Origin of the sequence: Thermococcus sp. M36, from assembly GCF_012027355.1 — an archaeon.
Lineage (GTDB): Archaea > Methanobacteriota_B > Thermococci > Thermococcales > Thermococcaceae > Thermococcus.
The window spans coordinates 1-554 of sequence record NZ_SNUH01000075.1 but is presented as its reverse complement, the minus strand read 5'-3'; the positions used below and the strand labels follow the sequence as shown (position 1 = coordinate 554).

Sequence of the window (554 nt, the reverse complement as noted above, 5' to 3'; positions counted from 1 at the left end):
AACCCTCTTATTTCAATGATGGCTCTTTTTTATTCTTAAACCTGCGAAAAAATTATTCAGATATAAATTGGAACGATATGTCTGAAGGGAAACTTTGGTGTTATAATTTAAATTACTTTGACTTTCTTGACAGCCCTGATGTTTCTGTCCAAAAAGGGTTAGAATTTATTAACGATTTTATTGATAAACTTAATAGTCAAAGTAAAGGTTTAGAATCTTATCCAATATCAATAAGAGGTATTAATTGGATAAAATTTTTCAGTAATAATAAAATTACTCCTGATAAGAAAGTTACAGACTCTTTAATTAGCCAATACGACTATTTATTTTCTAATATAGAATATCACATTTTAGGAAACCATCTTTTAGAGAATGGCTTTTCATTACTATTTGCAGCGGCATTTTTCAACAATAAAAAGTATTATAAAAAGGCCCTCTTAATTATAAGAAAGGAACTTGATGAACAAATACTGGAAGATGGAGCACATTTTGAATTAAGTCCTATGTATCATCAAATTGTCCTTTTTCGAATATTGGATAGTATTAATATGTTG

General features: G+C 27.8%; 1 protein-coding gene. It reads left to right on the top strand.

Annotated features, from left to right (window positions below):
• On the top strand, positions 1 to 554 hold a 554-nt coding region (locus tag E3E36_RS11390), incomplete at both ends, for a heparinase II/III family protein (RefSeq protein ID WP_206203631.1).